At 68.8% G+C, this 21716-nt stretch carries 18 protein-coding genes; 9 read left to right on the forward strand and 9 right to left on the reverse strand.

Annotation, left to right across the window (positions count from 1 at the left end; genetic code table 11):
- Positions 1-45: 45 nt before the first annotated feature.
- Both H507_RS0100130 and H507_RS13605 read right to left on the reverse strand, forming a co-directional pair.
- Positions 46-708 carry an HAD-IA family hydrolase gene (locus H507_RS0100130; RefSeq protein ID WP_022908690.1) on the reverse strand — a complete coding sequence of 221 codons (663 nt, stop codon included), beginning with the start codon at positions 706-708 and terminating at the stop codon, positions 46-48.
- A 22-nt stretch (positions 709-730) separates the two neighbouring features.
- Positions 731-1660: a pirin family protein gene (locus H507_RS13605; protein WP_022908691.1), complete on the reverse strand. Its 930-nt coding sequence runs from the start codon at positions 1658-1660 to the stop codon at positions 731-733.
- A gap of 208 nt (positions 1661-1868) precedes the next feature.
- Here H507_RS13605 and H507_RS17035 point away from each other — a divergent pair, with 208 nt between their 5' ends.
- The 3 genes from H507_RS17035 to H507_RS13615 are packed head-to-tail and all read left to right on the forward strand — an operon-like array spanning position 1869 to position 6291.
- A complete protein-coding gene (locus H507_RS17035; protein WP_084707560.1) occupies positions 1869-2540 on the forward strand; it encodes a TetR/AcrR family transcriptional regulator in 672 nt (223 codons plus the stop codon).
- Positions 2540-4276: an ABC transporter ATP-binding protein gene (locus H507_RS0100145; RefSeq protein WP_022908693.1), complete on the forward strand. Its 1737-nt coding sequence runs from the start codon at positions 2540-2542 to the stop codon at positions 4274-4276. Before H507_RS17035 ends, H507_RS0100145 begins: the two co-directional genes overlap by 1 nt.
- On the forward strand, positions 4273-6291 hold the full coding sequence (locus H507_RS13615; RefSeq protein ID WP_040437327.1) for an ABC transporter ATP-binding protein: 2019 nt from the start codon (positions 4273-4275) through the stop codon (positions 6289-6291). Before H507_RS0100145 ends, H507_RS13615 begins: the two co-directional genes overlap by 4 nt.
- A gap of 121 nt (positions 6292-6412) precedes the next feature.
- On the opposite strand, the gene H507_RS0100155 is transcribed toward H507_RS13615, so the two are convergent.
- From H507_RS0100155 to H507_RS0100165, 3 genes are read right to left on the reverse strand one after another with little or no spacing between them, the layout of a single operon-like run.
- Positions 6413-7501, reverse strand: coding sequence for a Gfo/Idh/MocA family protein (locus tag H507_RS0100155; RefSeq protein WP_211217276.1), 1089 nt, complete (start codon positions 7499-7501; stop codon positions 6413-6415).
- Positions 7498-8184 carry a ThuA domain-containing protein gene (locus H507_RS0100160; RefSeq protein WP_022908695.1) on the reverse strand — a complete coding sequence of 229 codons (687 nt, stop codon included), beginning with the start codon at positions 8182-8184 and terminating at the stop codon, positions 7498-7500. Before H507_RS0100160 ends, H507_RS0100155 begins: the two co-directional genes overlap by 4 nt.
- Before the next feature lie 53 nt (positions 8185-8237).
- A complete protein-coding gene (locus H507_RS0100165) occupies positions 8238-9413 on the reverse strand; it encodes an MFS transporter (RefSeq protein WP_022908696.1) in 1176 nt (391 codons plus the stop codon).
- Positions 9414-9668: 255 nt separating this feature from the next.
- Here H507_RS0100165 and H507_RS0100170 point away from each other — a divergent pair, with 255 nt between their 5' ends.
- Positions 9669-10637, forward strand: a complete 969-nt coding sequence (locus H507_RS0100170) for an aldo/keto reductase (RefSeq protein WP_022908697.1) — start codon at positions 9669-9671, stop codon at positions 10635-10637.
- A gap of 56 nt (positions 10638-10693) precedes the next feature.
- Positions 10694-11290, forward strand: coding sequence for a flavin reductase family protein (locus H507_RS0100175; protein ID WP_022908698.1), 597 nt, complete (start codon positions 10694-10696; stop codon positions 11288-11290).
- Here the strand turns inward: H507_RS0100175 and H507_RS0100180 are convergent.
- The 3 genes from H507_RS0100180 to H507_RS13620 all read right to left on the reverse strand — a co-directional run bounded on the left by H507_RS0100180 (position 11259) and on the right by H507_RS13620 (position 14620).
- On the reverse strand, positions 11259-12158 hold the full coding sequence (locus H507_RS0100180) for a hypothetical protein (RefSeq protein WP_022908699.1): 900 nt from the start codon (positions 12156-12158) through the stop codon (positions 11259-11261). The genes H507_RS0100175 and H507_RS0100180 overlap by 32 nt on opposite strands.
- A 221-nt stretch (positions 12159-12379) precedes the next feature.
- Positions 12380-13930 (reverse strand): M81 family metallopeptidase, encoded by a 1551-nt coding sequence (locus H507_RS0100185; RefSeq protein WP_022908700.1) that lies wholly within the window; start codon positions 13928-13930, stop codon positions 12380-12382.
- Positions 13931-14194: 264 nt separating this feature from the next.
- Positions 14195-14620 (reverse strand): BlaI/MecI/CopY family transcriptional regulator, encoded by a 426-nt coding sequence (locus tag H507_RS13620; protein ID WP_022908701.1) that lies wholly within the window; start codon positions 14618-14620, stop codon positions 14195-14197.
- A 58-nt stretch (positions 14621-14678) separates the two neighbouring features.
- Between H507_RS13620 and H507_RS0100195 the strand changes: the two genes are divergently transcribed.
- The 4 genes from H507_RS0100195 to cydC all read left to right on the forward strand — a co-directional run bounded on the left by H507_RS0100195 (position 14679) and on the right by cydC (position 20701).
- The gene (locus H507_RS0100195) at positions 14679-16169 is read left to right on the forward strand and encodes a cytochrome ubiquinol oxidase subunit I (protein ID WP_022908702.1); all 1491 of its coding nucleotides are present in this window, start codon (positions 14679-14681) and stop codon (positions 16167-16169) included.
- A 16-nt stretch (positions 16170-16185) separates the two neighbouring features.
- The gene (gene cydB / locus H507_RS0100200) at positions 16186-17265 is read left to right on the forward strand and encodes a cytochrome d ubiquinol oxidase subunit II (protein ID WP_022908703.1); all 1080 of its coding nucleotides are present in this window, start codon (positions 16186-16188) and stop codon (positions 17263-17265) included.
- 69 nt (positions 17266-17334) lie between these two features.
- Positions 17335-18936, forward strand: a complete 1602-nt coding sequence (gene cydD, locus H507_RS13625; RefSeq protein WP_281166924.1) for a thiol reductant ABC exporter subunit CydD — start codon at positions 17335-17337, stop codon at positions 18934-18936.
- Positions 18937-19105: 169 nt separating this feature from the next.
- Positions 19106-20701, forward strand: a complete 1596-nt coding sequence (gene cydC / locus H507_RS0100210; protein WP_051139658.1) for a thiol reductant ABC exporter subunit CydC — start codon at positions 19106-19108, stop codon at positions 20699-20701.
- A 5-nt stretch (positions 20702-20706) separates the two neighbouring features.
- Here the strand turns inward: cydC and H507_RS13630 are convergent, their stop codons facing one another.
- Positions 20707-21708 carry a hydroxyacid dehydrogenase gene (locus tag H507_RS13630; RefSeq protein WP_022908704.1) on the reverse strand — a complete coding sequence of 334 codons (1002 nt, stop codon included), beginning with the start codon at positions 21706-21708 and terminating at the stop codon, positions 20707-20709.
- Positions 21709-21716: the final 8 nt, after the last annotated feature.

Consider the following 21716-nt stretch of genomic DNA (forward strand, 5'->3'; position numbering starts at 1 on the left):
GTCCTCCTCTGACCGGTTCGTCGGCCTTCTGGGCGGCCGGCCGCGTCAGGCCGGCTGCAGCCGGATGCCCTCCTGAGTCTGCACCAGACGGATGTCGGCAAGGCTGCCGATGATCGCGTCGGCCTCCGCCAGGCCTTCCGGGCCGGAGGTGGTCGTCAACCCGATCACGGGGCAACCGGCGGCTCGGGCCGCGGCCACCCCGCCCGGCGCGTCCTCGAAGACGAGGCACTCACGAGGGTCGAAGCCGAGGAGTTCGGCCCCACGCAGGAACGGGTCGGGGTGTGGCTTGCCGTGCTCGATGTCGTCCGCGGTGACGATGATGCCCGGACGGGGGAAGCCCGCCGCCGCGATCCGTGCCTCGAACAGGGGACGGGTGCACGAGGTCGCAATCGCTCGCCGGTCATCGGTGAGCGCGTCCAGCGCCTCCTGGGCACCGGGCAGGAGGGTGACTCCGTCCAGGTCGTCCAGCTCGATCTCGTTGATCCGCGCCACCGCCTCGTCGACGCGGTCGGCCCGTACCAGTCGCCGAGCGGTGGTCTCGGCGGGGATCCCGTGGGCGGAGGCGAGGTCATCGACGTCGAGGCCGAACTCAGCGGCCCAGATCCGCCACGACCGTTCCACCGCGGGGGTGGAGTCGATCAGGGTTCCGTCCATGTCGAAGATGACGGCCGAGAAGGTGCGGTCGGCGAGGGCGCCCAGTTCAGTCACCGTCCCAGCCTAGGGGCGCGGGTCACTCGACGCTCGAGCGTCGTCCGCGGCGAACGGTCGGCAGCAGTCGTCCCGGTGGCATGGCCGGCGCGGGGATCCGTGCGGTGCCGCCGGGATGGGGTCGGTACCCCTCCACGGCGCCGAACCGCTCGGACCCCTCGTTCCACTCGCGCGCGAACTGCTCGATCTCGTCGTGACTACGACCGAGGAAGTTCCACCACATGATCACCTCTTCCTCGAACGGCACGCCACCGAGCAGCATCACCCGCGCCGGCTGATCGCCGGTGCGGAGCGAGACGGTGGACGGGCCCGCGTCGCGGTGCAGCAGTTGGCCGTGGCCGACCGGTTCATGGTCGACCTCGACGGTGCCGCCGTCGACCAGGAACCCGTGCTCGAACTCGGGTTCGAGGTCCAGTCGGATGGCACAGTGCGAGGGCAGGTCGAGTTCGGCTCCCAGCAAGGGGGACCAGGTCGTGACCGGCGACGAGCCCACCCCGGGCAACGTGCCCGTCAGCACCCGCGCCGCAGCTCCGGAGTCGAGGTCGACCCGCTCGCAGGCGTGGTTCTGGAAGGCGCGGGGGCGGTGCCTCGCCGACTCGGGCAGGGCCACCCACAGTTGCACCCCGTGCAGCAGGGCGTCCGGGTCGGTGCTCACCTCGGAATGACAGATGCCCGAGCCCGCCGTCATCAGGTTCACCTCGCCCGGGCGTACCTTGGCCACCGTTCCGAGGGCGTCGCGGTGCTCGATCTCACCCGAGAACAGCCAGCTCACCGTCTGCAGGCCGGTGTGTGGGTGGGGAGCCACGTCCATGGCGGTCCGCTCGGGCCCGTAGTGGTCAGCGAAACACCAGGCGCCGATGAAGGCGCGGCCCTTCGAGGGGAGGGTCCGACGCACGGTCATGGACCGGTAGCCGCCCAGCGGCACCGAACGGGGGGCGATCAGCTGGCTCATGCCTCGATTGTGCCGGAGTGCGGTGACCCCGGGGCCGACGCGTCGCTGTCCAGAATTGGCCCCGGGATGCGCCCAGGGCGCGTGGGTGGCGCTCCGGCGGGACCTTGGGTCCATTTCTGGACCGCGCGTCCTCGGCACCCTCGGCTGGCCGCCCGTCGGGTTCGTCCGCCGACAAGGTCCAGACCAAAGTAGGGGTTTCCACCCTTGAATGAGTGAGCACTCACTCACTAATGTTCTGCGGGTGACACCGCGCGCCAAGCCCCTTCCCGCCGAGGAACGTCGGACAGCCATCGTCGAGGTGGCCCGTCCCCTGTTCATGGAGCAGGGGGCACAACTCACCACGAGGCAGGTCGCCGAGGCTGCGGGCATCGCCGAGGGCACGCTGTTCCGGGTCTTCCCGACCAAGCATGAGTTGATGTGCGCGGTCATCGACGACGTCGTCGATCCCACGCGGGTGATCAGCGCCATCGGTGCCCTCCACCCCTCGAGCCTGGCCGAGGCCGTGCACGACGTCCTGGGGGTGCTGAACGAGAACGTCCGCACCACCAGCGCCTTCTTCGCGGCCCTCCACTCCAGCGCCGGTGAGACGCCTGCCCCGCCCCGACACCTCCCTCCCCCGCAGAACGCCCACTGGGCGCGCATCAGCCGGGTCACGGGGGCCATCGCCTCCCTGCTCAGCCCCTTCGCGGACGACCTGACGGTCTCCACCTCGAAGGCAGCAGGTCTCGTCCACACCATGGCCCTCGCGACCATGCATCCCTTCCTCTCGGTCTCACGCTTCGAAGACATCGACGAGGTCACCGAACTGATGCTGCACGGGTTCGCCCGACCCGACACAGGCCGACCCGAGGCAGCCCGGCCCGATCGACAGGAGATCTGATGTTGGTCCATCTCGTGAACCGCTACGTCAAGCCCTACTGGGGCTTGATCGGGGCGGTTGCCGTGCTGCAACTGGTGGCGGTCGCCGCCTCGCTGTGGCTGCCCACCCTGAACGCCGAGATCATCGACGTCGGGGTGCTCAAGCAGGACATTCCCTACATCTGGCGCCACGGAGGCTTCATGCTCGGCGTCAGCGCGCTGCAGGTGCTCGCCCAGGTGGCGGCGGTCTACCTGGGCGCGACCGTCGCCATGAACGTGGGACGAGACCTGCGCGACGACATCTTCCACCAGGTGGTCGGCTACAGCGCACGCGAGGTGAACCACTTCGGGGCGGCCTCGCTGATCACCCGCAACACCAACGACGTGCAGCAGGTGCAGCAACTGGTGCTGATGACCCTGATCATGATGATCGGCGCCCCCTTCACGATGGTCTTCGGAGTGTTCATGGCCCTGCGCGAGGACACCCAGCTCAGCTGGGTGATCCTGGGCGCGGTCCTGGTGCTCGGCATCGGTCTCGGGGTGCTGCTGTGGCGGGCCTTCCCCCTGTTCGGCAAAGTCCAGACCCGGATCGACACCATGAACCGGGTGCTGCGTGAGCAGATCACCGGCATCCGGGTGGTGCGGGCCTTCGTCCGCGAACCCCACGAGGCCAAGCGGTTCGACGACGCCAACGAGAGCCTGGTCGACGTGCAGATGAAGGTCGGCCAGTTGATGGTCGCGTTGTTCCCGCTGGTGATGTTCGTGATGAACGCCAGCAACATCGCGGTGATGTGGTTCGGGGCCCAGCGCATCGACTCCGGTGACCATCAGGTCGGCCAGCTCACCGCCTTCATCACCTACCTGATGCAGATCCTGATGAGCGTGATGATGGCGACGATGATGATCTTCATGGCCCCCCGCGCAGCGGTCTCGGCCACCCGCATCACCGAGGTGCTCGACACGGAATCGTCCGTCGTTCCCCCGACCAACGGCGTCCACGTACCCGCGGGCCCGGTCACCATCGACTTCGACCATGTGGAGTTCACCTACCCGGGTGCCGAGGCGCCCGTGCTTCGCGACCTCACCTTCCAGATCCGCCCTCGCGAGACGACTGCGGTGATCGGCTCGACGGGTTCGGGCAAGACGACGCTGACCAACCTGATCCCGCGGCTGTTCGACGCCACGGGCGGGGCGGTGCGCGTCAACGGGGTCGACGTGCGCGAGCTCGAGCCGGACGCCCTGTGGGCCGAGCTGGGCCTGGTGCCCCAGCGTCCCTACCTGTTCTCCGGGACAGTGCGCACGAACCTGCAGCACGGCTCACCCGACGCCACAGAGGACCAGATGTGGGCAGCCCTCGAGACGGCGCAGGCAGCCGACTTCGTCCGCGCCATGGACGGTGGCCTGGACGCGCACATCTCCCAGGGAGGCACCAACGTCTCCGGCGGTCAGCGGCAGCGCCTCTCGATCGCCCGCGCCCTGGTGAAACGTCCGGCGATCTACATCTTCGACGACTCGTTCTCGGCGCTCGACGTGGCCACCGACTCCCGGCTGCGGGCGGCGTTGGCGCGGGAGGTCACGGATGCGGGCCTGCTGATCGTGGCCCAGCGGGTCTCCACGATCCGGCACGCCGACCAGATCGTCGTGCTGGACGAGGGTCGCATCGTCGGCATCGGCCGCCACGACGACCTCGTCCAGACCTGTGGGACCTATGCAGAGATCGTCGATTCGCAGCTGAGCGCCGAGGAGGCCGCCGCATGAGCGATTCCCAGAAGACACCCGCCGCCAACCAGCGCTCGGAGATCGCCGAGACCGCCCGCAAGGCCGGCGCCCAGGGCCACGGCCCCGGCATCGGACGGGTCAACGAGAAGGCGGTGGCCTTCGGGCCGTCGCTGAAGCGCCTGCTGGGGCGCTTCGGTGAGCACAAGCCGGCCGCCGCACTGGTGGTGGTGATGGCCATGCTCGGCGTGGCGTTCAACGTCGTCGGACCGAAGATCCTCGGACGCGCCACCGACTACATCGTCGCTGGTGTGGTGGGCAAGCAGTTCCCGGCCGGCATCTCCAAGGAGGCCCTGCTCGAGCAGTTGCGGGTCGCCGGGCAGGCAGATCTCGCCGACCTGATCAGCAAGCTGCCGTTGGTTCCCGGGCTCGGCATCAACACCGACAAGCTGTTGCAGATCCTGGGCATCGCGCTCGGGCTGTACGTGGTCTCGGCGCTGCTGATGGTCGGCCAAGGATGGATCCTCAACCACATCGTGAACCGGGGCATCTACCAGCTGCGTCGCGACGTCTCGGAGAAGCTCGACAGCCTGCCACTGTCGTACTTCGACTCGCAGCCGCGCGGCGAGCTGCTGAGCCGGGTCACCAATGACATCGACAACGTGGCCACCACCCTGCAACAGACCGTCCAGCAGCTGCTCAACTCCGTGTTGATGGTGATCGGCGTGCTGGTGATGATGCTGTGGGTCGACCCGTGGCTGACCCTGATCACGGTGCTGATCATCCCGGTGTCCGGCGTGATCGCCGGTGTGATCGGCAAGCGCTCGCAGGTGCAGTTCGCCGGCATGTGGAAGGCGACCGGTGAACTGAACCAGCACATCGAGGAGTCGTTCTCGGGGCACTCGCTGGTGAAGGTCTTCGGACGCCAGCGTGAGATCGAGCAGGAGTTCTCCCGGCGCAACACCGAACTGCGCCGGGCCTCATTCGGTGGTCAGTTCCTGAGCGGGATCATGATGCCCGTCATGTTCTTCGTGGGGAACCTCAACTACGTGGCGATCGCTGTCGTCGGGGGTCTGATGGTGGCCTCAGGACGACTGCCCCTGGGCGACGTGCAGGCCTTCATCCAGTACTCGCGGATGTTCACCCAGCCGATCACCCAGTTGGCCTCGATGGCCAACCTGCTGCAGTCGGGGGTCGCCTCGGCCGAGCGCGTCTTCGAGGTGCTGGACGCCGACGAGATCACCCCGGAGTCGCATGGGACGTTGCCGGTCACCCAGGGTGAGGTGGAGTTCGAGCACGTGCGCTTCTCGTACACCCCCGATCGTCCGCTGATCAGCGACCTGACCCTCTCGGTCGAGCCGGGGCAGACGGTCGCGATCGTCGGGCCCACCGGCGCGGGCAAGACCACGCTGGTCAACCTGCTGATGCGGTTCTACGAACTCGACGGCGGTCGGATCCTGCTCGACGGGGTCGACGTCGCCTCGGTGCCACGGTCGGCGCTGCGCTCGAAGCTGGGCATGGTGTTGCAGGACACGTGGCTGTTCGGCGGCACGATTCGCGAGAACATCCGCTACGGACGACCCGATGCCACCGATGCCGAGGTCGAGGCCGCGGCGCGCGCGACCTATGTCGAGCGGTTCGTCCACTCGCTGCCCGATGGCTACGAGACGGTCATCGACGACGAGGGGTCCAACATCTCGGCCGGTGAGAAGCAGTTGATCACCATCGCCCGCGCCTTCCTGGCCGACCCGGCGCTGTTGATCCTCGACGAGGCCACCTCGTCGGTCGACACCCGCACCGAGGTGCTGGTGCAGCAGGCGATGAATGCCCTGCGCACCGGTCGCACCTCGTTCGTGATCGCTCACCGCCTGTCGACCATTCGCGATGCCGACCTGATCCTGGTGATGGAGCACGGAGCCATCGTCGAGCAGGGATCGCACGAGGAACTGCTGACCTCGCGGGGTCACTACTACGAGCTCTACCAGAGCCAGTTCGCGGCGGCCGGTGTGGTCGAGGGCGAGGAGGTCGGTTCCTCCCCCGCTGTGGGACGCAGCTGATCGGCTGTGGCCGCCGAGGGGAACTTGACCGGCCCCTGGTCCAGAAATGGCCCCGATTCGCGCTCGTGTCCCCGAATCCGGGGATGCGGCGCGAGTCGGGGCCATTTCTGGACCGCAGGGGTCAGGAGTCGAACGGCATCGATCCGAGCGGGACCGCGGCCGGGCGCTCACAGCTGCTCTGGATGGTGACCACCCGGTCGGCATGGGCGCTCGCGAGGATGGAGTCCATCACCTCGAAGACATGTCGCCCCAGATCCGCACCCTGCCGCGGCTCACGGCCGTGCTCGATGGCGCTGACCAGGTCGGACGCCCCGTAGCCCCGGCCGGCGTCGACGAATCCGGCCCGGTCGGCCACCTCGACCCATCCCGTTGAGGGGTGCGTGAACAGCCGGGGCGATCCTCCGAACCCATTGGGATCGGGCACCTGCAAGGAACCCTCCTCACCGTGCACCTCCAGATGCGGAAGGGTGCTGGCTGTCATGTCGAAGCTGGTGATCACCGTGGTCAGGGCCCCGTTCGCGTGCCTCAGCAGCGCCTGCACGTGAGTGTCGACCTCGACCTGGATCGTCTCGCCCTCACGGGGGGCGTTGTCGGGGACCAAGCGCTCTCCCCTCGTCCGCGAGGCCATGCCGACCACCGCCTCGACAGGGCCGAGCATGGTGACCAGGGCGGTCAGGTAGTAGACGCCCATGTCGAGCATCGGACCACCACCCGCCGCATAGTAGAAGGCCGGGTTGGGATGCCAGGCCTCGTGACCGGGGCATCCGAAGGCGGCGATGGCGCTGACGGGGCGTCCGATCTCACCGGCGTCGATGATGGCTCGCGCCGTCTGCACCCCGGTACCCAGCACGGTGTCGGGGGCGACCCCCAGCCGGGTTCCGGCCTCCCGAGCAGCGCTCAGCATGGCCGTGGCCTCGTCCGGGGTGAGGGCGAACGGCTTCTCCTGGTAGACGTGCTTGCCAGCCCGCAGCAGTTCGATGGTGGTCGGCGCGTGAGCGGCGGGGGTGGTCAGGTTGAGCACGACCTCCACCTGGGGATCGGCCACCAGTTGCTCGGGGGTGAGCGCCCGCACGCCCTGTCGGTCGGCGACGGCCTGGGCCACGTCGGGCCGCAGATCGGCCACGGCGACCAGTTCGAGGTTGCGCAGCGCGGGCAGTTGGGCGAGGTACTGACCCGAGATGTTCCCGAGGCCGAGGATCGCGAGCCTCATCGGGCAGCCCACAGCATTCCGCGCCTGACCAGCAGGTTCACGTGCTCGTTGGCCAATACCTCCGGGTCATGACCTGGAGTCGCCACGAAGATGCGGCCCTGGCCCCACTGGCGCGTCCACACCGCCGGCGAGGTGACCGGACGATGCCAGGGGTCGTCGTCCGTCGACGCCTGGGTCGTGGTGGCCAGCACGTCGAGGTAGGTGTCGGTGAGCATCCAGTACTGCTCGGTGTCGAGTTCGAAACTGGGCACGCCCCGGGTGATCGGGTGGTCGAGAGGCAGCACGTCGATGGTGTGGGGGTTGGACGAGGCCGGGTGACTCGCGAACTGGGCACCGATCAGGTGGAGGTACTCCGAGGCGTTGCGGAACGAGTCACAGATGCCGCCATGCCAGCCCGCCAGGCCTGTTCCGGCCTTTACCGCGCGCCGAAGTCCCATCACCTCGTCGTGCTCGATGGTGCCCATGGTGACGCACTGCACGACCAGGTCGACCGACGCCATCAGGTCGGCGTCGGCGTAGGCGGACGTGGAGTCGTGCACCAGCACCTCGAAGTTGTGCTGCTCGAGATGGGGAACGAACAGGTCGGTGGCGGCGACGGGATGGTGCCCGTCCCACCCTCCTCGCACGATGAGGGCGCGGCGTCTGGTGGTCGGGTCGAATTCGGGAAGGACGTCAGTGTTCACCCCTCGACCCCATCACGGACCGGGGGCACCCGAGGCCGAGTCCACGAATGGACTCAGGCGATCGCTCGCGAACTGGCGCCGACGACACGGCGGCGGGTGTGTCGGACGGCCACCAGCAGGATGACCAGGCCCAGCACCGCCAGCAGCCCGCAGCCCAGGAAGACCGTTCGGTAGCCCCTGAGCCCGCCGGCGGCGACGGCGATCAGGCCTCCACTGACGATGGTCCCGATCCTGCGGGTGTTGGTCATCAGGCCAGCGGCGAGGCCGGGCGAAGGGATCATCTGCTGGAACAAGGTGATGCCGACCCCACTCATGGTGGCGACTCCCCAGGCATTGAGCACCTGCGAGCCGAGCAGCACCACGGGACCTTGGGCGAGCGCCATCAGGGGGTAGTAGGCGATGCTGGCGATCGCTCCGCTGACCAGCAGGCCGAGGCTTGACCAGCGCGCGGTGAGTCGTCCGAGCCACAGCAGGGCGGGCACCTCGAGTGCCGCCGCCAGCCCCAGGGCAAGTCCGGCCCACCACAGGGACAGGCCGAGCGAGTCGACCACGTGCAGGTTCATCACCGAGATGCCCGCGGCGTTGGCCGCCTGCATCAGCACGAAGGCGACCATGATCAGCGCGACGATCAGGCGGGGCAGGTCGAGGTGGTCGTCGGGGGCCTTCGCGGGACTGGCCGACCGGGCGTGCTCGCGCATCAGCAGCACGGTGGTCGCGAGGTTGCCGACCGCGACCAGGGCAAGGGCCCACAGGATGGCGTCATTCCCGAATCCGCTGATCAGGAACGTGGCCACGGGAGGCCCGATGATCCAGGCCAACGACACCATCGTGCGGGTGTGGACGATGCTCCGCGCCGGTGTGCCGGCCGCCCGCAGGTGCCCGTAGAGCATCGACATCCCCGTGCCTGCCGGCCCTCCGAGCACCACCAGCGCTGCGACGACGACCGGCAGGCTGGTCGTCGAGGCCAGGACCGCCACCAGCGCCAGCGTGCACAGCACCGCAGCGATCAGGAACCGCGGGTACTGGCGCGTCCGATCGGCCCAGGCCGGCAGCACGATGGCAGCGACGAAGCCGCCCGCGTTGGAGATCGCCAGGACCGTCCCCATCTGGGTGGGGGTCATGTCGAGCAGCGCCACCAGGATGAAGGCCAGCGCGGGCGTCAGGAAGGCGAAGTGGAGCCCCCACAGTCCGGCAGCGGCGGAGGACAGGGCTCGACTGGGTTGGCTCACTGGGGCAACGCTAGGGGCAGCCGCACCGCTGGGGGAGGGCGCACCAGTACCCCCTTCGCCGTGACCGGGTTGGCTCGTCCAGAAATGGCCCCGAACGGGGCTTCGGCCGCAGTTGTGGCGGGGACGCTGCCGGTGGGGTCCACTTCTGGACCGTGGCCCCCAAGCATCGGAAGGGCATCGGGGTCCCACCAGTGCCTCCCTGCTCGAGGACGCCAGCCCTCACCATGGAAGAGACATCACAGGAAAGGTCACACCATGGATCAGGTCAGACTCGGCAACTCAGGCCTTCGCGTCTCGCGGATCGCGCTGGGCTGCATGAGCTTCGGTGAGAAGCGCGGGTTCAACGAGTGGTCGCTCGACGAGGACGAGGCTGCACCCTTCTTCAGGCAAGCCGTCGACCTCGGCATCACCTTCTGGGACACGGCCAACGTGTACCAGTTGGGCAGTTCGGAGGAATTGGTCGGTCGGGCCATCAAGAAGTACACCCGCCGCGAGGACGTGGTGCTGGCCACCAAGGTCTTCTTCCCCATGCACGAGGGGCCGGGGGGCCGTGGGTTGAGCCGTCGGGCCATCATGGAGCAGATCGACGCCTCGCTGACAAGGCTGGGGACCGACTACGTCGACCTCTACCAGATCCACCGCTTCGACCCGGAGACGCCGGTCGAGGAGACCATGGAGGCGCTGCACGACCTCGTCCGCATGGGCAAGGTCCGCTACCTCGGCGCCTCCTCGATGTGGGCCTGGCAGTTCGCGACGATGCAGCACGCCGCCGACCTCAACGGCTGGACCAGGTTCATCTCGATGCAGAACCTGTACAACCTGATCCAGCGCGAGGAGGAGCGGGAGATGTTCGGACTGCTCGCCCACCAAGGAGTGGGTTCGATCCCTTGGAGCCCGCTGGCCAAGGGCCGGTTGGCTCGTCCGTATGGGGAACACGGGACGACCCGCGGTGAGGTCGACCCGGTGGCCAAGCGGTTCTTCGGCGACGGCAACGAGGCGATCATCCACGAGGTCGAGCGGATCGCTGCCGACCGTGGCGTGCCGATGGCGCAGGTGGCACTGGCGTGGGTGCTGAGGAACCCCGTCGTCACGGCGCCGATCGTGGGGGCCACCAAGCTGCACCACCTGGCGGACGCCGTCGCCGCCCTCGACCTGCAGCTCAGTGACGAGGAGGTGGCCGCCCTCGAGCAGCCCTACATCCCGCAACTGCCCCAAGGATTCTGATCGGGCCGGCGGACGCTGGTCGAGGGGCCGAGCGTCACCGGTAGCCTGAAGGAGCCATGACGATCCACAGCTCCCATCCCTTCCTCGGCCAGCAACGCGACGCGGGCCGCCAGTTGCGGGGACGACTGGGCGCACGGGTGTCCATCTGGACCGCCGGGCTGCTGCCGGGCACCAGTCATTCCCTGTCCGAGCAGGTTTCGGCCCCTGCCGACCAGTCCCTCGGTGTTCCCATGGACCAACGTGCTGCGGGGCTGACCGTCAGTTCCATGATGGTCGCGGCTGGGGACCCCTGGCGGGTCGTGGCGCTGCTCGACCCCGACGCCGCCTTCACCGACCGTCTGCAGAGCACCGGCAGCGCCGTGGTGAACCTGGTCGACTGGCCCGACCGTCACCTCGCCGACATCTTCGCGGGCCTCGCCCCCGCGCCCGGCGGCCCCTTCGCTGCGGCGGAGTTCGAGTCGACGCCCTGGGGGCCACACCTGCAGAGCTCGGCGACGTGGGCCGGACTGGAGCTCGAGTCGTCCGTCGAGGTGGGCTGGTCGCTGCAGGTGACCTGCATCGCCGCCCAGATCTCGCTGGGGGACGACGCCGAGCCCCTCCATCACGTGCGCGGCCACTACGTCAACGGGTTCGGACGCGGCGCCTCGCACTGACCTTTGCCCGGCTGATGGCCCGACGGACCATGCGGATCATGGCCGCAGGATCGGCCAGCATCGCCCAGGTGATGTTGAGGACCGTCCACCCGGCCTCGACATAGAGGGCGTTCCGGCGCTCCCGGTCGCGCTCGAACGCCTCACGATTGCCATGCACCGCGTAGCCGTCGAACTCGAAGCCGAGACGCAGCCCGGGGAAGGCGACATCCAGGGCGACCCGGCCTGCGGAGAGGGCAACCCAGTGGTTCGCCACCCACCCCTTCACACCGCCCACCCTCAATTCGCGGTGAAGTCCCCGCTCACCCTGCGACCACGGGTTCGTCCTCGACGCCAGAACGACCGGACGACGGGCCGCATTGGCGTGTCGTCCGCAGTGGGCCCGCCATGCGTCGAAGAGGTCATCCAACTTGATGGCCCGTTCCCTCAGTGCCGTGTCGATGGCCTCACCGGAGTCATGAGCAGCGCGTTGGACGGCCGTCCACGCCGAGCGCGTGACCCGCAGGCCCTCACGAGTCACCACCTGCTCGTCCGGCACCACACTCCGCGAGAGCCGGAGCCACGCTGGACCATGGCGCTTGCGGCGGCTGTGCACCTGCACCCGGCCGACCTTCGCCATGGGCCAGAACGTCAACTGCGCTGCGGCCAGACCCGAGACGACCGCATCCGGGTCCCAGAGCCGGATGGCGGCGCACCTGACGCGCAGGTCGCAGGCCACCGCAGCAGGGGCGTAGATCCCCGGCAGCACTCTGGCGATGGCCCCTTCCTCCAGCAGCCGAGACAGCATCCGCCGTTGCCGCGGCAGACAGTCTCGCGAGGCGACGACGCCTTCGGTGGCGAACAGATGGTCGAGTTCGGTGCGGGAGTTCACCTGAGGGTTGTGCTCGAAAGCTGCCGCTCAGTCCCAGCGGCTGGGCGAGCTTGTGGACAACTGTCCAGAAGTGGTCCCGGCTGTGGACAGTTCGCCTGCTCCACGGCCCAGCGGGGCATTCGGGGCCACTTCTGGACAGGCCGAGTGCCTGAGGGGCGAAGCCGGACGAGCGCGCTCACTCCTCCCTGTCACCCAGAGAGCGGCGAGGAGACCGCGAGCCCTCACCGACCGCGGAGCACCTCCGCCTGAAGCGCGGGCCGACCCATGTCGGGGTCGAACGGGAACATCGGACGCTCGATGCGGTGGTGACCCAGCCGGATGAGGTCCTGGTCGACCCCCCCGGGGGTGAGCGCCATCATCCAGTCGGCCGCCATCGTGTACAACTCCGGCTCGAGATAGCCGATCTTGACCAGCACGATGTCCGCGTGGCGCGGGTCGAGCCCCAGCTCGGTGAAGTCACTCTCGTGGTGGTAGGGCTTGCGTCGTTCGGTGACGACGAAGTGCAGGGAGTCGACCTTGATCACCGCGATGGTGCCCGCCACCGGGTCTCCCTCGGTGATCGAGAACACCTCACCCGCCAGCGGGACGGGACCAGCGGTGGTGTCGTCCACGCCGGCGCCCACGTCGAGCGACACGTGTCCGCCGACGCCGGCCGCGACACAGGCTGCCACCGCGGCGGGGTCGAACATGGAGGCGTGGATCACCGTCAGCCCGGAGGTCCGCACGGGGTGGGCCAGCAACTGATGGGCCGTCCAGGTGACGTCACCCGAGCCGCCGGCGGTGGGGTTGTCGCCGGAGTCGGAGATGAAGTACGGACGAGCCGCACCCTCCGCCAACGCATGCTGAAGGCACATCTCGAGCGAGTCAGCGGGTGCGACGAACTGGAACTCCTCGTGCCGGTCCCAGATCATGGCGGCCACACGCTCTGCCTCGCGACGACACAGCTCAGCGTCGTCCCCATAGACCACGACAGCGGCCTGACAACGGGGTTCGTCAGCCCAGGCGTACCCGATCCAGTAGGACGCGTCGATCACCGCGTCCATCGCCTCGATCTTGGGCACTTCGTTGTAGATACTCGTGGCCGGCTCGAGCCGGGTCGAGGTCTTCTCGCCGGGCAGCAACACCGGGATCTGGACCCAGGCCTTGTAGGGGCGGCGGGCCTCGACATCCGACCCGAAGCGACCGTGGAGGCGATTGAGGAGCGACCGGACGAGGCGCTTGCGGGTGTTGGGTGCGTCCTCGTGGGGAGCCATCCGGTAGCAGGTGAGCATGTCGACCTGGGTGGCCAGCTGGCGCGAGACGTTCCCGTGCAGGTCCATGGAGGCGGCGATCAGGACCTCGTCGCCGACCACCTCGCGGATGCGGCCGATCAGGTCACCTTCGGCGTCCTCGAGACCCTCGACACTCATGGCCCCGTGGATGTCGTACCAGAGGGCATCGAGCTGCCCGGCGGCGCGAAGTCCCTCCACGATCTCGTCCGCCATGCGCTCGTAGGTCGCACGCACCACCGTTCCGCCCGGCAGTGACCGGCCACGCGCCACCGGGATCCACTCCGCCGCATCGCGGTAGGGGTGGCCAGGGGCCAGGAACGGATTGAGCCCGCTGAGCAGGTCCTCTCCGCGCCACATGGTGAACGCCTCATCACCCGAGCGATGGGCCGAGAAGGTGGAGGACTCGATGGAAATGCCTGCGATGGCGATGCGGGGCCTCTCGATCCCGCCCTGCTCACGCTCGATGGTGTCGGGAACCCAGATCTCACTCGCCAGTGCCATGCAGCGACTCTGTCAGTCGGCCATTCCAGGTGTCCAGAAATGGACCCGATCGCGCTCAGGGCCGACGATCAGTCGACCTCGCGGCCGTTGGGGGCCAATTCTGGACCGCCGGGCGACCACACCCTCACTGAACCAAGGTTCGCCGGAGGCGGCAATGCGCAGGATCACGGAAGGCGGCAATACGCAGGTTCGCCGAAGGCGGTGGTATGCAGGGTCACAGAAGCGGCAATCACACTTTCAGGCACGAGCGCCGAGGACGTCGGCTCACCTCAGCGGACGCGAGCGCACCCCGGCCGCACTCCCACCCGGGCTTCGCCGCACGGGAGCCACCTCCGCCGGACGCACCCCGAGACACAAACGGGCATGCTCCACCAGCTCGGGTGGCAGCCGGGCCACGAACTCCCCGATCACACGCATGCCCTGGTCGCCCGACTCCTCCAGCAACGAGACGATCTCGTCGGCAACCATGGCCGCCTGGGTCTGCGCGGGAACGTACAGCCACGCGCGACCCTGTTGCTCGCGCGTCAGCACTCCCTTCTTGGCCAGCCGGTCCATCACGGTCATGACCGTGGTGTAGGCGAGCTCACGGTGCGTCACCAGGGCTTCGTACACGGTGCGCACGCTGACCGGCTCATGGGCGTCCCACACGACCCGCATCACCTGGTGCTCAAGCTCTCCCAGCACAGCCACGCGACACCCTCCCTTCACCGATTCTCAAGTTACGACGCCTCGTAGTAGATTCGCGCCCATGGACGCACAGGTGCTTGCCCGCTGGCAGTTCGGGATCACAACGGTCTACCACTTCCTCTTCGTGCCGATCACGATCGCGCTGTCGATGCTGGTCGCCGTCCTGCAGACGATCTGGTACCGGACAGGGAACGAACGCTACCTGCGACTGACCAAGTTCTACGGCAAGTTGTTCCTGATCAATTTCGCGATCGGCGTGGTCACGGGCATCGTGCAGGAGTTCCAGTTCGGCATGAACTGGTCGGAGTACTCCCGTTTCGTGGGTGACGTCTTCGGCGCTCCGCTGGCGCTCGAGGCCTTGCTCGCCTTCTTCCTCGAGTCGACCTTCCTCGGGCTGTGGATCTTCGGCTGGGACCGCCTCCCCAAGAAGTTGCACCTCATGTCGATCTACGCGGCCGCCTTCGGCACCATGCTGTCGGCCGTGTTCATCCTTGCCGCCAACTCCTGGATGCAGAACCCCGTCGGCGCGACCTTCCGCAACGGGCGCGCCGAACTCACCGATTTCGGCGCCGTTCTGACCAACCCCGTCTTCCTGGCGACCTTCCCGCACCAGATCGCGGCCTCCTACATGGTGGCCGGGGCCCTCGTGGCCGGCATCGCCGGCTGGCACCTCGCCCGCCTGCACGGTGCCGCGGACGACCAGACCTCGGCCCACGGCGACGCCGCCACCTGGCGCTGGGCCGCGCGGTTCGGGGCCGTCGTCCTGCTCGCCGCCTCGATCGCCGTGATGGCCTCCGGGGACTTCCAGGGCAAGGTGATGACCCGGGTCCAGCCCATGAAGATGGCCGCGGCCGAGGCGCACTACAACACCGCCGACGGCTCCAACTTCTCGATCCTGAGCATCGGCAACCTCGAGGGCACCGAGGCCAGACACCTCATCCAGGTGCCCGGCCTGCTCGGCTACCTGGCCAACGGAACCTGGGCTTCCCAGGTCAGAGGCATCAACGACATCAATGCCGAATTCGCACAGTCGGGCTACCTGCAGGACGACGGCACCCAGACCGCGCTGCAGAAGGCCTACTCGGCCGAGTTGGCCAAGCAGGCCATCACCGACATCGGCCCCAACGTGCCCGTCGCCTACTGGACCTTCCGCATCATGATGGGCCTGGGCTTCGCCGGCATCGCCCTCGGCCTGTGGATCCTGTGGGCCACCCGCCGCGGGCGAACCCCTCGTCCGTCGAAACCGTGGATGCTGGCGATGGCCGTGCTGCCGTTCCTGCCGCTGTTCGCGAACTCGTTCGGCTGGATCTTCACCGAGATGGGACGCCAGCCCTGGCTCGTGGCCGGCGTCATGCCGACCGTGACCGGGGTCTCGCCCGGCGTGAGCGCCGGTGAGGTGCTGTTCTCGATGATCACCTACACGGTCGTCTACGGTGCCCTGGCCGTGCTCGAGGTGGGCCTGTTCATGAAGTACCTGAAGCTGGGCCTGCCGGACGTGGCCCCCGTCGAGGTCATCGAGGACGAGGACGCGCCCTTGTCCTTCGCCTACTGATCGGCCAGGAGAACTGATGTTCACTCTGCTTGAAACCGCCACCCATTCCGCGCTCACACCGGTCTGGTTCGTGCTCGTTGCCGTGTTGTGGGTCGGCTTCTTCTTCCTCGAGGGGTTCGACTTCGGTGTTGCCATGCTGCTGCCGATCCTGGGACGCACCGACAAGCGCAAGCGCGTCATGGTCAACACCATCGGCCCCACCTGGGACGGCAACGAGGTCTGGTTGCTGACCGCCGGCGGCGCGACCTTCGCCGCCTTCCCGGGCTGGTACGCCACCTTGTTCTCGGGCATCTACCTACCGCTGCTGCTGGTCCTGGTGGGACTGATCCTGCGCGGTGTCGCGTTCGAGTACCGCTCGAAGCGTCCCGAGATGAGCCACCGCAACCTGATGGACTGGATGGCCACCATCGGATCGTTCCTGCCCTCACTGGTGCTCGGGGTCGGCTTCGCGAACTTCGTCAAGGGCCTCGAGGTCGGTGGGAACCCGCCGCTGGTGACGACCGGCTTCTGGCAACTCTTCACCCCGTTCTCGTTGCTCGGCGGGGTGCTGTTCGTGGTGCTCTTCTGTGCCCACGGCGCCGTGTTCGTGGCCCTCAAGACCAAGGGTGAGGTGCACGACGACGCCCGCAAGCTCGCCATCGGACTCGCCTTCGCCGCCGCGGGGCTGTCGATGGTCTGGGCCGTCTGGATGAACGTCGTCCACGCGCCCACCCATCCTGCCGCCCACGCGATCACCTGGGTCCTCGGCCTGGTGGCGGCCCTCGCGGTTGCGGGGGCAGCGCTGCTGACCGCCCGTGGACGCGACGGATCGGCGTTCATCGCCACCTCGATCGGGGTCGTCGGCCTGATCGCCCCGATGTTCCTCAAGATGTACGGCAACCTCGGCTTCATCAGCAGCGGCGACCCGGGGCTCGACATGTGGTCGGCCTCGTCCTCTCCCTACACGCTGAAGATCATGACCATCGCGGCCGCGATCTTCGTGCCGATCGTGCTCGCCTACCAGGCCTGGTCGTACTGGGTCTTCCGCAAGCGGATCAGCGTGCAGAACCTGCCGGTGGAGGCTGCCGAGCCGGTCCCGGCAGCGACCGGGGCCTAGTCTGAGGCCGTGCCCGGACCCATCCACCCACGCCTGCTGCGACACGCCCGTGCGACCAGGAACTACCTGATCGCCGGCGTCGCGGTGGGCGTGGTCACGTCGGGGCTGATGATCGCCCAGGCCTGGTTGCTCGCCCACGCGGTGGTCGGCATCTTCACCACCCGTCAGGTGGCCCCCTACCTGGCCACGTTCGGAATGCTCGCGGGTGTCTTCCTCGGGCGAGCCCTGCTCGCCTGGCTCAACCAGGTGCTGGCGCATCGGGCGGCGGCCGAGGTGAAGTCGACGTTGCGCCGCGAGGTGCTGCGCGCACGACTGGCCAGACCCACGGCGGACCAGGCCTCGTCCGCCACCTTGGTGCACGTCGTCACCGACGGTCTCGATGCCCTCGACGGGTACTTCTCGAAGTACCTGCCGCAGCTGGCGCTGGCGGCGGTCGTCCCTGCCGTGGTCGGAGCCGCCATCCTGTGGGCCGACTGGGAGTCGGCCCTGATCATCGCGGTGACGCTCCCGCTGATTCCGGTGTTCATGTCGCTGATCGGCTGGACGACCCAGCAGGCGGTGGCGCGCAGGTTCCGGGTGGCCGACCGGCTCGCCAACCACTTCGCCGATCTGATCGAGGGGCTGCCGACTCTGCAGGCGTTCGGGCGTGCCCGCGCCCAGGCCAGGGGTGTCGAGCTCGGCGAGGAGGCGAATCGGCGCGAGACGATGCGCACCCTGTCGGTGTCGTTCCTGTCGGCCTTCGCGCTGGAATTGCTGGCGAACCTGTCGGTGGCCGTCGTGGCCGTGACCGTGGGGTTCCGGCTGGTCGGAGGGCATGTCGGTTTCGAGACAGCCCTGTTCGTGCTGGTGCTGGCCCCGGAGGCCTTCCTGCCCGTCCGACAGGTGGGGGTGCACTTCCACGACTCCGCTGATGGGGTTGCCGCAGCGGACGAAGCCTTCGCCATCATCGATGCAGGAGCGGTGGCGCCCACCCGGCCCCGCTTGCCTGCCCCCGATCTCGCCTCGTCGACTCTTCGGGTGCGCGAGGCCGGATACACCTACCCCGGGAGCGCCGAGCCGGCGTTGGACCCGGTCTCGTTCGAGGTCACGCCGGGATCGATCATCGCGTTGCGGGCCCGATCGGGTGGCGGCAAGACCACGCTGCTGCGACTGCTGCTGGGATTCGAGGCGCCCACCACCGGTGAGGTCTCGGTTGACGGGGTGGCGGTCACCGACCTGGACCGCGGCGACTGGTTGAGGCAGATCGCCTTCGTACCCCAGAACCCCGGGATGGTGGTCGGCAGCATTGCCGACAACGTGCGCCTGGGAGCGCCCGATGCCTCCGGCGACCAGGTCGTCGAGGCGCTGACCGCCGTGGCCGCTGACTTCGACCCCTACAGGTCCGTGGGTGACGACGGCGAGGGTCTCTCCGCCGGCGAGCGGCGCCGGGTGGCCCTGGCCAGGGCGCTGGTGCGGGTGCGGCACGGGCATGCCCGCCTGCTCGTGCTGGACGAGCCCACGGCCGGTCTCGACGCCGACACCGAGGCCACCGTCATCTCCGCGGTCGCGGCCTCGGGTGCCGCCGTCGTGCTGGTGTCGCACCGCGAGGCCGTGATCGCGCTCGCCGACCGGGTGGTCGAACTGGCTCCCGCTGTGGTCCCCGGGCTGGCGGCAACGGAGGGGGTCCGATGACCCGGCGGTCCAGAATTGACCCCCAGCGCTCGCCGGGCACCCGGTTGGCGCACCAGTTCGCCAGTCGCGTCCACTTCTGGACACACCCCAGCGTTGAGGGGCGCCGATGACCCTGCAGACCCGCACCGGTGAGGCCGTCACCGCCCCGACGCGGACCACCTCAGGGGGCATGGCTCGCGCCCGGTCGACCCGTGGGACCAGCACGGTGGCCCTCTGGCGAGAGGTGATGGCCGCGGTCCGACACGGACACTGGCGGCTGCTGGCAGCCATCCTGTTGGCCGGAGCGGCATCCGGGGCGTCGGTGTCGCTGATGGGGGTCAGCGGTTGGCTGATCTCGCGAGCCGCCGAGGCACCACCCGTGCTCTACCTGCAGGCGGCAGCGGTCGGGGTGCGCTTCTTCGGCATCAGCCGGGGCTTCTTCCGCTACCTCGAACGGTTGGTCGGCCACGACCTGGCGTTGCGCATGCAGGCCGCCCTCAGGCTCGATGCCTACAACCATCTGGCCCGCACCACCCTGATCGGACGCCGCCGGGGCGACCTGCTCAGTCGCGTCATCTCCGACGTGTCGGCCATCCAGGACCTCGTGGTGCGTGTCGTCGTCCCCTTCTGCTCCGCCTCCCTGGTCGTCGTGGGCACGACCGTGATGCTGGCCCGGTTCTCCCTCGGCTCCGCCCTGGTGCTGTTGGCCAGCTGTCTGGTCGCCGGGGTGCTGCTGCCCTGGCTGACCCAGCGTGCCGGGCTGCGCCATGACAGCGCAGCGGTGCCCACCCGCGGGGCCCTGGCATCCGAGGTGCACGAACTCGCCCGGGCCGGGCAGGACCTGGTCGCGAACGGGGCGGCGGACGACCGGATCTCCCGGGCCCTCGCCCTCGACTCCGAACTGCGACGGATCGAGTCGCGGGCTGCTTGGCTGCGGGGGATCGCCACCGGCGGCCAGATCATCGCCTCAGGGATCGCAGTCGTCGCCGCCCTGTGGATCGGCGGTACCGCAGTCGCTGAGGGCACCATGGGCCCGCGACTGCTCGCGGTGGTGGCGCTCACCCCGCTGGCCATGCACGAGGTGCTCGCCACCTTCACCCAGGCGGCCCAGACCTTCACCCGCAGCCAGACGGCGCTCAGCCGCCTGTCGCAGACCTTGGACGAACCCCCGGTGGGCTCCGGCGACGCCAGCCAGCAGGCGTCCGGCAGCCCCGGCCTGCGCGTGGTCGGACTCGACGCCGGCTGGCCCGGTCACCGTCCGGTCGTCCGCGGGCTCGACCTCACGGTGGGCGCCGGCGAGAGGGTGGCGCTGGTGGGCCGGTCCGGCATCGGCAAGACCACCGTCGCCGCCACGGTGATGGGCATGATCCCCGCGCAGGCGGGCCGGATCGAGACCGCCGGTCGCGTCGGCTACCTGGCACAGAACGCGCACATCTTCCGCACCAGCGTCGCCGAGAATGTGCGCATCGGCAGGCGGGACGCGACCGATGCCGAGATCATCGAAGCCCTCTCCCAGGCCGGTCTCGACCTGCCACCCGACCGGCTGATCGGCGAGGCAGGCACGACCCTGTCGGGCGGGGAGGCCAGACGGCTCGCCCTGGCCAGGGTGTTGGTCGGGGAGCGCGACCTGTGGATCCTCGACGAGCCGACCGAGCACCTCGACCACGAGACTGCACAAGCCCTGATGGACGACTTGTGGGCCGCAGCGGACGACAGCCCTGTGCTCGTGATCACCCACGACGCGGACGTGGTGGCCCGGTGCAGTCGGGTCGTCCGATTGGGGTGAGCAGCTCAGGCCTGACGCTCGTACCCCTCGGCATCGACGGCGTGGAGGAGGGGTTGACCCGTGACGGCGCGCACCGCCTCGTCGATGGCTCCGCGCCCCAGCAGTCCGAACTCCGTCCCCTGGGAACCGGCGATGTGGGGGGTCATGAACACGTTCGGGAGCTCCCACAGGGCTGAGTCAGCTGCCGGGGGTTCGGGCCACGTGACGTCGAGCACCGCGTCCAGGCGGCCGGTGCGCAATTCGGCCACCAACGCCTCTTCGTCGACCAGGGCACCGCGGGCGGTGTTGATGAAGTGGCTGCCGTCGGGCAGGGCGGCGAGCACCTCCGCCGAGATCATGCCCTCGGTCTGCGGCAGCCATGGCGCGTGCACGCTGAACACCTCGCTCCATTCCGCCAGTTCGACCAGGCTGTCGAACAGCCGCACCCCCAACCCGGCCGCCTCGTCGGCGCGCAAATAGGGATCGAAGAGCCCGATCTCGACCTCCAGGGGGCGCAGCTTATCGATCACCCCTCGTCCGATCCTGGAGGCGCCCACCAGACCCACGCGGCGGAACGGGACGCCGTCGGCTCCCCAGCTGCGGGCGTCGCCCGTGGACGAGCGCTCCTGCCGGAACCGCTCCCGCAGTTGGAAGGCGTTCTTCAGGCTGAGCACGACCATCGCTGCGGTGAAGTCGACGACGGGCAGGGCGTTGGTGTCCGACTGGCAGGAGGCGATGAAGCCCTCCCGCCGGTAGCACTCGGGGTCGAGGACCGCCCGAAGGCTGCCGGCCGAGTGCACCAGGGTGGTCAGCCCCGGCGCGGCCGAGGCCAGTTCTGGGGTGAGCCGGGCCGTGCCCCAGCCGGTGACCAGCACGCTGGCACCGGTCAGGTCGTCCGCGGTGAGCTCGCCCGCGTCGACCACCCGACGTACGTGGGCGACGGCCTCGAGTCGCTGCAGTTCACCTCGTCCGAAGAAGGGCTCGACGAGGGAGTCCTGGACGGCCAACACGACGACGGGTGCACTCATGGGTACCA

Origin of the sequence: Aestuariimicrobium kwangyangense DSM 21549, from assembly GCF_000421525.1 — a bacterium.
In the GTDB taxonomy this organism is placed as follows: domain Bacteria; phylum Actinomycetota; class Actinomycetes; order Propionibacteriales; family Propionibacteriaceae; genus Aestuariimicrobium; species Aestuariimicrobium kwangyangense.